Below are 10493 nucleotides of genomic sequence, written 5' to 3'. Positions count from 1 at the left end.
CTGTTGTGGCTTTCTGGACTGCTCCGGCGGCTTTTTGGGTTCGTTGTACCAGGACCAGCCGGTGAACGGTTCTGCCGGCGTCACAATTTCCTCGGCCAGCGCCATATGGCTCGTTAGCGCCATAAGCAGGCCACAGAGGACGCGCTTCATTTCCCACCTCCCTGCTGGTTCACCTGCGCTGCGATACGATCTTTTATAAGCTGAATCTGGGTACTTGTGTCCGGCACTTTCTGGTTTTTTATTAAATCCTCATAAAAGTCAGAGAAGTTGATTTTGTCGAAGTTGATTCGCTCCAATTCCTTTTCTGTCATACCCCGGCAGTTCGGACTGTCTCCGCTGCCGAACTTCACACCCAGTTGGTCGCGACGCCCCTGCTCCTGAATGATGCGGGCAAGCTTGCCGTCAAAGACGCAGTAGACCTGACTTTTCTGGATGCAGGCACCCAGCACCTGGCGGTCACACCGCTCGCCGACGCTGACGGTGATTTTCTTCGCCTTCGCCTTCCCTATAGCCTTTTCTTCATCATCACATGAGGCCAGACCGGCGCTTTGTCCCCAGCCTGAGTCTTTACAGCAGTTAGAGAACCCTGCAAAGGCCTTACGGCACCGCATGGCTTTACCCGTGAAAACTTTTACATCAATGGCGCTGCTGGCACCTTTTGCGTCTTCAGCTGCCGAGGCAAGACCTGCCAGTTTGGCCACCGCCGTATCAAAACCACTGCTTCCGGCACCATTGGTCTCATCACACTCACCTGACTTACAGATGTAATCGCCACCGCAGACCAGGCCGCCAGACTGATGTGTGGTCTGACACTGGTAGGTGTAGCTCATATGGGTACACTGCCCGTCGGTCGACTCGGTGCAGGTTGTTCCTGCCGCAGTACAGGACGGATTCGTCATCAGCGTTCCGCAGGTTCCCGTGGAGTCTGAGGGTACGACATAGTTATCGGTGTACTCCCAGCAATCGCTGTAGACGTCATAGCTCTGACCATTGTTCACAATGGTTTTATTTCCGCCCGGAGTGGTGCAGGTTGACGTGGTTTTTTGCGCCTTCGACATATCTAGGCCACAGGATGAAGTCCAGTTCACTTCCGGGACAAAAGTGGTCTCGACCGCGTTCATGACGAGGACCAGCGTGAAACCTGACGCGCCGGACTGAAAGTCAGCTATTTGCTCCCGGATATGTTTTCTACAGACATCCTGCTTTCCGCTAACACATCCGGTGCTTTGATAGGAACCGGTAGGTAACGAGCCCCCCTGCGACAACGGTGTCCCCGGAGCGCCCGGCATTTCCCAGTTAAAAGCTTTTCCGACAATCGTCTGACTGACGCCCCACCAGGAGATTTTCCCGGCATTGACATCGCGATCCGCCCAGTAAAAATGCGCGCTGATCACCGGTCCTGATGCCGGCGCTTTAAAACTAAAACTTAAGGAAGTACCGTTATTCGTAAAAACAACATCGCCATTGGCCGCCGTCAGTGTGAAAGTTTTCTGCACTGTCGTGGTGGAAGTATGTCCGCCAGGTGTTGCCGTTCTTGAACAGGCTTCCACTGAGGCCACATCCTTATCGCAGGTATAATTTTCAAAGGTGGTTTTCGATACCGTCACCTCCTTACACTGGTTCGCGGTCCCGTTTAGCACACCGTCAGCGCCAGCTTCCGCATTTTTACCGATAGTGATAAAAGGTGCGTTCGGGTCGATGGCGGGCGTCGGGTTCGTTTTTCCGGAGTTGATAACCGACTGCGCTGCGTCATTACCCTGCAGAGCGGCCTGCCCTTTGTTGGCGAGCCCACCGTCACCGCCATCCACGCCGCCGTAATACCCTTTCTCCGGTGGGTTAGCGGTATAGCCTGGTATTGCCCCCGTGACGGTATCCGGATTTTTCAGGGCTCCCGTCCCGGCGGAAGCATTGCCCTTGCCAAAGCTCGCTCCCGCCTCAAAGGCAGGATCAGCTGCGCCAGCCAGAAGCGGGAAAAGCATCAGCACCGTTGAAAGTAGTTTTTTCATTTTGCGGCCTCCAGTAGATGGCGTGCCGTTGCCGCACAATCACCACTTTCTGCCACTTTTTCGAGAGCCTGCTGCAGGGGCAGACTTCCCCTGATGACGTCATAGTGGCCAGGGCAGGTCACCACCAGGGCGGGTACTGTGGTGATGTTGTACTGAGTGAACAACGTTGGATCGATTTGCACGCCAGCGTCCTTGTCCTCCTTACTCAGCTCAAACATTGCCGCCGCGGTCTGTCGCATGTCGTTATTAACCAGGCCGCGCAGCGTTGGCGGAATGTTGTAACGGCGGGCATCCTTCAGCATGGGCAGCAGACCTTCACGTGGAATACCGAGGCTCACAAAGTAAATAGCCGGGAACGTGTCTTTTTCCCCCATCTTGTTAGTCTGGGCTGCGATATCGCCCTGCAGGCGGTTAATCAGGTCCAGTTGCTGCTGCGGTAAGACGGGTGCGGCCGCCGGATGCCCCTGCTGGTCTTCCTTCATCGCTGTCAGCGCATCCTGCTGACCTTTGATCCAGCTATGGTCGGAGACGGAGATATCGGTCTGGGCGCTCGCCAGGGCCAGCGGCGCGAAAGCAATCATGACGCTGATCGTCAGCGCCCGGAGATAAGCGTTTTTCATTGTCATGTCCTTAAAGGAATACGCAGTTACGTTTGCGCCAGAAGAGGTAGCCGAAGTTCTTTTTGGAGGATGGAGAGTTATGCGTTGTGCCCCACAGCTGCGTGCTGGCCCCGAAGGGATGGCAGTTGCCCGGTTCGGGGTACATGTTCACCATCTGGTATCGCCATCGCTCTTTCGGGATGATCGGGGATGGATACTGGTTACATACGGCGACGTCCGCGCCCACAGAGTTCCATACCAGCCCCTCACGATGCATCTTGAAGGCCATTCGCTCTCCGACCAGCAGAGAGGCCTCGAGCGGAGAAAACTCACCGCTGGTAAAACCTGTTAGCGGGTAGATAGAACCCTGACTACCTGCGCACCAGAACAGCGGCGACAGAGGAAGGCCAGCTGATGATGCAGCTGCGTCAGCAGCACAGGCCCCCTGAGCTATCAGGTTGCCGAACAGTGCTGCCTCGGGGTTAATCAGCATCGAGAGGGTGCTGTCATTCCAGAGAGGATCAACTTCGGAGAGATAGGCAATATCCATGTCGCCGGTCTGCAGACACCCCAGACTGGTGATGATGTTCAGCCAGAAAATCAGCGGGTATTTATACCAGTGAACATGGTAGAACGTGCCGGCAGCGGGCCGGTCACTCTGCCCTGCGGTTCCCGTTCCCGTTCGTCCGAGATCGATTTTAAAGCCGCCCATGTTGACCATGACGCCAGGCTCACGGGTTACGTCCACCATCGCCATTGGCTCCCAGAATCCGATGGCCAGACCGATACGATAAAACACACCATATGGACAAATCTGGATCGGCGAAGCCGGGTTGTTGGTATCCTTTTGTGGACCGGCGGCCAGCTGAATATTGCCGAGCGTCATCGGAAACAGGCACTTCCAGCAGACATCGCTTATCGGGTTAACCCAGCGGCCATCACCCGCGTTGCTGGCTGCGGCCGTTGCCTGAGCTGGCATCCAGGACAGCAGGACCAGCATCACGCAGGCAAGCCATGAGAAACGCTTCATTTCACCTCCCGCAGCCACACACAGACCGGGCCGTCCTCAGTGTCATGAATGGAGCCAATGAAACAGCCATCGCCCTCTGGCGCGGAAGGGAGCCAATCAATGATGTTTTGTTTCCCTTTTTCCCAGTCGGCGATCACCTGGGGAGGCGCGTCGTTTTCCATCCAGCGGGTGGCGCAGGTCAGATTGTGCTGGCGCATCCAGTCGCCAAATTCAGTCTGTGTGGCCTTATCACTGGCGGGTGCAAAATAATGAGGGTGCGTCCAGAAGCCGTTGCGGTCACGGGTAACCGTCACCGGCCTGACAGGTTCAGGGTGAGTCATGGGGTATCTCCGGGAGTGCCGCAGCCACCGGACGGCGGAAGGGCTTAAAAAGGATCAGTGGTTATTGGCTTTACCGGCCGCTTTCATGATGATGGCCAGACGTTCTTCCTGGCTCATTTCGTACAGGGCAAGAATGGCGCCGCGCAGAACATGCGAGGGTTTGTACAGTGGATTATCGTTGAGGATTTCATCCATCTGTCGGGCCGAACCCTCATCGTGACGTACTGAGGTGACATTCCGGCCCTTTTCAGTAACAGGGTCTTTTTTCATGGCGTTACCTGGTCGGGGTTAATCGGAAACCGGGGGGGCATTCAGGCTGAGGCGGAGCGCAACGCAGTGAGCACCGAACATCCTGAAAGGCCGCGCGGTTGAGTCAGTGAGCTTTGATAGTACGAGTGACAATTAAGGCATAACCATTGTCATCATCGTACTCAGCAGTATGCTCCTCCCCGGCGGAAATACGGTCAGCGGCAGCATTCAGATACCGGACTAACATCTCTGTTGAATGTGGGGAGGTTATCTGCGCGAAGACAGCAACAACCCGCTTTTCTTCGTCCTGTGGTACAGCAATCAACTTCGCCAGCTCCTCTGGTACGTTCCGCCCGGCAAATCCAGGAAAGAACCCTGGAGGCGTACTGCACAACTGACGCTGCAGCGTTACCTGTAGATCCGGGGATGCTACGGGCACAGTGCAAAGACTGATAACATTATCGTTTTCAGGGAACGGTGTGCGACTCACCATTTGCACGGCCTCTTTCAATCCCCGAACCAGATCACGTGTAATTGTCGACGTATCAGACGTCACATTGATGATCACCTGCCTGACGGGCCACATCTGTTTTTGCCAGTCTGTCATCAGTCGGCTGATGTACCACCCTTCCCTCTCACTGCCCCGGATAAGTACGCTGAGCCACGTGCCGGCGTACCCATCGTTCACTGCCGCATCTTCGCTGTCCTGCATCGTCTGCTCAGTTACTCTCGGTGATGTATAACACTGGCGCGCCCGGAAAATCCGGCGGCTGATTTTTTGCCGATCGACCTCTGGCATCGTCACGCGCAGTGATTCATCACGCGTCAGTACATAGCCCTCTTCAGTCAATGCCTTTTCCAGTTCAGCCAGTAGCAACTGGTAGTATTCCCGGTTAGCAAATGCATGAACCGCTTCGGCATGTCGGGCACTGCCAAATTGCGCCAGAGGGACAGGTATTCCCGGTCTGCTCTCCCACGCACGGCGTTCACGGCGTGCATCTGCAAGATGCTGAACAACAATCCAGCCAGCGAGTAGCGCAACGACGACTAGAATACCGGTCATGCCCTCAGTATCACGCAAACAGGTGAGCATCCCCTGCAGCCCCTGAGGGCTGGTGAAGCAGCTGATTAACGCCATGCGTTCATCTCCTCCATTCTGTTACGGATAAGCCTGACGAGGTACAGGGGAAACGCCTCATCACGTACTTCCGGCGCTATCGGCTGAAGCTGGTTCTCAGCGCACCACTGCTGCCAGGCACCGGCGATCAGCGCCGGTTGCCATGAAGCGATTTCTGGGTACAGATGACAGAGTTGATTCACGGTTTCGTCACAGCCTTTGTTATCAGCGTTGTGACCTGTCATATGCTGAAACACAGACGGCACAGCGCTATTGTGTATCAGTGACATTCGGCGCTCTCCTGCTCTTCGCCCGCAAACAACCTGTCGAGGCGCTCGGAAAGTGACATCGTCTGACCCTTTTTACGTTTCGCGCTGTCCTCGGCCCGCATGTTCTCCAGTAAGAGGTGAATGATGTAGTCCGGAAACCGTTCATCACGTTTTGACGGCTCCCGGCTGTCCTGCTGGTTCTGCACACACCAGTGGAGCCAGGCTTTGGTCACCAGTACCGGATGCCAGGAGTCAATTTCGGGGTACAGCGTCTTCAGCCGTTCTGCTGTTCCCATGCGAGGAGCTATCTCAGCGGGTTTACGCGTTTTTCTGCCGTAACGTCGTTGGGATGTGACCGCCTGACGCATTTCGGGAAACAGGTCACCTAACGTTGTTGCACTCATTTTTTCGCTCCTGATACCGGAATTTCTTCCACTTTCATCACGCGGCCGTCGCGCGATATCCGCGCGGGGATGTGTTCAAAACCGAATTTACGGGTCAGTACGCCAGACTGGTCGAAGTAGATACGTTCATTCAGCGCATCACTGGTTTCTTTGATGTTGCCGTTCACCAGGATGACCTTCACGCTGGTCTGACCGGCGAGCTGCTGTCGTGCCCAGTTCACCTGCTCCTTATCATCGCCGTCGATAAAAAAGAGCACCTGGCTGAAGGGCACCTTATCAAGAGGATTGACCGTATCGCCCTTGCGGGCGATCACTTTGCCCTGCATGTCAGTGATCGTTTCCTTCACGGTAAATGTCGGGTCCCAGGCAAAGCTGCGGTATTCCTTCGCTTTCGTGAGCCCTTCCACCGGCGTCGGACGTACCGCATGCTCCTTCACTCTTTCCGTTGCCTCTTTGCGAAGGCGGTCCAGCTCGCCCGTCTGCTCCATTCCCTTCAGGCGATTCTGGATAAACGCCAGCATGTCCTGCTCTGCAGGCTCGAAGACGTTGCCCCAGGTACCGAGATCTTTCGCCCCGCTGCCGGCGGAAAGCATCAGCAGCATCATGGCCGTCAGCTGCAGTCGTTTTTTCACTGGCCCCCCTGGATGCGTCGGGCAATATCAGCACGAATTTCATTCGTGATATCGCGCTGCGGGCTCATCACCGCCGGCTTCACCAGAACGATGGCGTTGTGTGAGGACTGCCATGCATCCAGGCTGCCGGTCAGTGCCGCGTTGAACTGCTGGGTCATCGCTTTAGCCCTGTTTTCATCGAGCTGTAACTGAGCGGACTGCTGCATGAAGAGGTCCACAGTCCCCTTCATGTCGAAGACCACCACCTCCGGGGTGACGGCTTTCGCCGTCACATATGCCACGCCTGTCATAACCAGAAGTCCCGCCAGCCCCAGCATGCTGGCTTTAACCCAGCGGGATGTCTTGCTGGCTATCGTTACACCGTCGCGGACGGTGTCGCAGTTATACGGCTTGTCCTGTTGTTCACTCATGCTGCTTTCACCCACTCTTCAAGTTCGCGAAGTTCACTACCGTATTTTTTCTCCGCCAGCAGATATGCCGCCTCTTCCGCTGTCGCTCCCGCTTCTTTCTGGGCTTTCTGCATGAAAGCGAAGTCCTCGCCACGCGAGCTGAACATGGCACGCGTCACGGGGTCGACGAACAGGCGATGGAAGGAGCTGTATTCACCGGCGTTTATCAGCAGGGAGCTGTAGCCGGTCTGCAGGGCTGGCTGGAAGCCACGGATAACTTCTTTTTCCATGTCCGAGAACTGATCCGGGTTATCGGCAAGGTACTGTTTAAACGCCTTCGCATCCTGCAAGAGGGTGATTTTGGTGGAGCTGTTGTTCCAGGCGGCTTCTGCTTCCTTACTGGCGCTGAAGTCCTTGATGCCCTGGGTGATGGTGATAAACGCCCCACGGTGACGACGCACGGTGCGGTAGCCGGTTTCGATAAACCTTGCCGCGTGTGGGTTGGAGCCACCCAGCAAACGCCAGGCCTCGTCGATGATGCAGACTTTTTTGAGGTCGCGCGGGCTGTGGTACATCTTTTCCTGTATCGCCAGAATGAGCGAGAACAGGATGGACGAGAGCAGCTTCGGCTTGTCTTCCAGGCTCAGCAGCTCCAGCACCGCGAAGCGGGTTTCACCATCGAGCGTCGGTGCGTCGGCGTTGAAGTATTCTCCGTCAGGCCCCCAGGTGCAGTAGGTATCGAGCAACATGGCCAGCTCAGCAAGGCGCGCGATGATGGTCGGCTTGTCTGCGAACGCCTGGTTCACATCCTCATTTGTCAGGTAATTATGAACGTCGTCGATACGGGCTTTGTTTGCCTTCTTCTCCCACGCATCCATTACCGCTTTTTGCAGGATCGCTTCACAGACGCCATCCAGCGGCTGCGTCGGACTGGCGAGTACCGTCAGCAGGCGCACAATCCCTTCCGCAGAATGATTAATGTCCTTAACGTTGGCGAACGGGTTAAAGCGCAGTTTAGAGCCATCGAGATAAACCCCGCCGGCCTGGTGACAGTAGTTCTTGTAGCTGTCCCCCATGTCGATAACCCAGGCGTATCCCCCGGCATTCAGTACGTCACGAAGAATGCCCTGCGTCAGGAATGATTTACCGGCCCCGGACGTGCCAGTGACGGCGATGTTAAAGTTGGTACTGCCGTTCTCTTCACCAAACATGTCGTAGAATGCAACCTGGTTCCGGTAGGTCGGCAATGGCATACCCACGTTGGACAGCTGGCGTTCGGCGACGACCGGCATCAGGCTCACTGCGTTCCATGACTTGGAGCGTAGCGTTGCCCCCGTCATCTTCAGGTCTTCCCACATCCCTTCCTGCATGACGAACGGGAAACTGGCCAGCCAGTTGCGCATCTGCTGGTACTGTATCGTCACCATTTCCAGCTCGTTCTTACGGAACACGTTGACGGCGGCCAGTTCACACTTCTGTGCCTCGGTATTGTTATCCGGGGCGAACAGGGTCAGGTTGAAGTAGGTATTGCAGAGCGCGATTTCATTACTGTGAAGCTGCTCTCGGGTACGCCGCCATTCCTCTGCAGCCTTTTTGGTGTTGGGGAACAGTGCAGCGTAGGCTGAGTTGGCCTTTTTAGACAGGTCCTGGTCTTTACGGAAAGCCTCGCTCTGACTTTTGGTCTGTTCTTCCAGCGCCGTCGTCCAGGTCAGCATAAAGGGACAGGGTATCCCGAGGTCGGGAAAACGCAGGTTCTGCAGATTGTCAGCCCCCTGCCAGAGCGCGAATCGACGCGGATTTTTAGCAAGCTGCATGTTGATGATGCGACATGCCGATGCCGGCAGGCGTGTCCCGCGCGCGTCAATGGTTTCAGGCAGCTCCATCCGGATATGCGATGGATGCACCTTCAGGTCAATCCCGGGATCAACCACCTGGCGGTTGAGCTTCTCATCCTCGTTGTAGTCCCCGGAGGACGTCAGCACCTGTTCCTGACGGTAGTTCATCTGCTCGCGTACCGCAGACAGGAATGCGTGCACATCGGTGTTCATGCTGTCGATGCGCGCGGCTCCCAGTGAGACGCGGATGGTGTTACGTATCTGAATCAGGTCATCCATCACCCGCTGCACCTGGGAAGCGCGCTTAATGGGCTGACCGTAGACAATAAAGATACGGTAGTTACGCAGGTAGAGCGGGTATTCCCGTTCGTTGGCCAGGCCGTGCAGCGCGGAACGCTGCCAGAACGCGCGGGTGATTTTATTGAGATGATCGGCCATCCCCCCTTTCCACATGTCGTTACTCACGCCGCGATCGATGCGTTCCCCGACACACTTGCTGGCAAGCATAATGACGGTCACAGGGGTCTGGCGGGGAAGCTTCTTACGTAGCATGTCATCGAGCGCGGCCATCACCTGCTCGTTCGCGCCAGGAAGCGGGGCGGCCTCCATAATGAAGCCCGCAGAGCCGGCATTGACGAAAATTTCATTCCTGTCGTCGTAATACCGGTACGGCAGCGCAGCGACCAGAGACGGATAGTCCCAGGTCTGGGAAAGGTTGTTGCGGGCCGTTGCTGCACCGTCTTCCTCTTTCCCGTTTTTCAGCATATCCATCAGGCTGTCGACAAAACTCATTTTCGGCCCTCCGCAGCGGCCCGGATCAACTCCAGGCGACGCAGCTTCTCTTCGTTCATCTGGCCGGTGTACGGTGCATCACCGGCAGTTTTAATCTGCCAGTCACGGCTCACGCTCAAAACGGCCAGCGTTTCATCATCGGTATCGACTGACTGTGTGGCGGTGATTTGCGTCGTTCCTTTCCGTGAATGGGCTAACGATTTCGCCAGATATTCGACGCCGTTCCTGCCGGAAATGTAGTGGCTGTTCATTCCCCTCCCTCCCCGATGACGCGGTAGCTTTCATCCCAGTGGGATTTGTTTTTCACGAACTCGACCACAGCCGGCTGATGAAAGTTGTCGTCCGTGTCCACCCAGGGTGCAATCCACAGGCGCTGCGTGGCGTCTGGAATACGCTGAACCGGAACGCGGCCCGCCGTGTTAACCGGCACAGGGGCTGCATGACTGGACGTGTCCAGCGGCGTGACCAGCGAACCTGACGATTTCGCCGGCGCAGTGGTCAGGGGGCGCGGTGCGACAGGCTTAGCGGCGGTGGTTCCGGTTGCTGCGGCGGAAACAGGACGGAAGGGATTCACGACCGGTGCTGAATTGCGCAGTGCCGGCAGGGTTTCACCCGCAGGCTTTTTTGCGGTTTTCTCTGCCGTCAGGTCATCCAGACTTTTACCCTGAGCGGCCAGCTTGTTGGCCTCACCGGTAGTCAGGCACTGGTCGGTTGCGGTCTTGTTGCAGTCGAAATCAGAATTGAGACCGGCGCAGCCGGTCAGTGCGCTGCACAGCAGTGCAGCACCCAGTAGTTTTTTCATGGGGTAACTCCGGTTTTAATTTAAGCGGTATTCAGGGAGGGGTAATACT

At 56.2% G+C, this 10493-nt stretch carries 13 protein-coding genes; all 13 read right to left on the bottom strand.

The genetic code is table 11. The annotated features are described in order from the left end of the window. Window positions 1-146: 146 nt before the first annotated feature. A complete protein-coding gene (gene traN / locus ACW9E7_RS22425) occupies window positions 147-2006 on the bottom strand; it encodes a type-F conjugative transfer system mating-pair stabilization protein TraN (RefSeq protein ID WP_458728465.1) in 1860 nt (619 codons plus the stop codon). Continuing rightward, on the bottom strand, window positions 2003-2626 hold the full coding sequence (trbC, locus tag ACW9E7_RS22420; RefSeq protein ID WP_119916819.1) for a type-F conjugative transfer system pilin assembly protein TrbC: 624 nt from the start codon (window positions 2624-2626) through the stop codon (window positions 2003-2005). Before trbC ends, traN begins: the two co-directional genes overlap by 4 nt. Window positions 2627-2636: 10 nt before the next feature. Continuing rightward, complete coding sequence (gene traU, locus ACW9E7_RS22415; protein WP_458728464.1) at window positions 2637-3635, bottom strand: conjugal transfer pilus assembly protein TraU; 999 nt, start codon at window positions 3633-3635, stop codon at window positions 2637-2639. Continuing rightward, window positions 3632-3955, bottom strand: coding sequence for a hypothetical protein (locus tag ACW9E7_RS22410; protein WP_458728463.1), 324 nt, complete (start codon window positions 3953-3955; stop codon window positions 3632-3634). Before ACW9E7_RS22410 ends, traU begins: the two co-directional genes overlap by 4 nt. Window positions 3956-4009: 54 nt before the next feature. Further along, on the bottom strand, window positions 4010-4225 hold the full coding sequence (locus tag ACW9E7_RS22405) for a hypothetical protein (RefSeq protein WP_047650740.1): 216 nt from the start codon (window positions 4223-4225) through the stop codon (window positions 4010-4012). Window positions 4226-4328: 103 nt separating this feature from the next. Beyond that, entirely contained in the window at window positions 4329-5342 is a 1014-nt protein-coding gene (locus ACW9E7_RS22400; RefSeq protein WP_119916817.1) for a hypothetical protein, read from the bottom strand. Beyond that, complete coding sequence (locus ACW9E7_RS22395) at window positions 5333-5611, bottom strand: hypothetical protein (protein WP_458728462.1); 279 nt, start codon at window positions 5609-5611, stop codon at window positions 5333-5335. The genes ACW9E7_RS22400 and ACW9E7_RS22395 overlap by 10 nt, the downstream gene beginning before the upstream one ends. Next, window positions 5602-5994, bottom strand: a complete 393-nt coding sequence (locus tag ACW9E7_RS22390; protein WP_458728461.1) for a hypothetical protein — start codon at window positions 5992-5994, stop codon at window positions 5602-5604. Before ACW9E7_RS22390 ends, ACW9E7_RS22395 begins: the two co-directional genes overlap by 10 nt. Next, a complete protein-coding gene (traW, locus tag ACW9E7_RS22385) occupies window positions 5991-6626 on the bottom strand; it encodes a type-F conjugative transfer system protein TraW (protein WP_458728460.1) in 636 nt (211 codons plus the stop codon). Before traW ends, ACW9E7_RS22390 begins: the two co-directional genes overlap by 4 nt. After that, entirely contained in the window at window positions 6623-7036 is a 414-nt protein-coding gene (gene trbI / locus ACW9E7_RS22380; RefSeq protein ID WP_119916812.1) for a type-F conjugative transfer system protein TrbI, read from the bottom strand. The genes traW and trbI overlap by 4 nt, the downstream gene beginning before the upstream one ends. Beyond that, window positions 7033-9642, bottom strand: coding sequence for a type IV secretion system protein TraC (traC, locus tag ACW9E7_RS22375; RefSeq protein WP_119916811.1), 2610 nt, complete (start codon window positions 9640-9642; stop codon window positions 7033-7035). The genes trbI and traC overlap by 4 nt, the downstream gene beginning before the upstream one ends. Beyond that, the gene (locus ACW9E7_RS22370) at window positions 9639-9893 is read right to left on the bottom strand and encodes a hypothetical protein (RefSeq protein ID WP_119916809.1); all 255 of its coding nucleotides are present in this window, start codon (window positions 9891-9893) and stop codon (window positions 9639-9641) included. Before ACW9E7_RS22370 ends, traC begins: the two co-directional genes overlap by 4 nt. After that, complete coding sequence (gene traV, locus ACW9E7_RS22365) at window positions 9890-10444, bottom strand: type IV conjugative transfer system lipoprotein TraV (protein ID WP_032641275.1); 555 nt, start codon at window positions 10442-10444, stop codon at window positions 9890-9892. The genes ACW9E7_RS22370 and traV overlap by 4 nt, the downstream gene beginning before the upstream one ends. Between the last annotated feature and the right edge of the window lie 49 nt (window positions 10445-10493).

The sequence above is a fragment of the Enterobacter sp. H2G27 genome (assembly GCF_054403075.1).
This window is presented reverse-complemented; position numbering and strand designations above follow the sequence as displayed.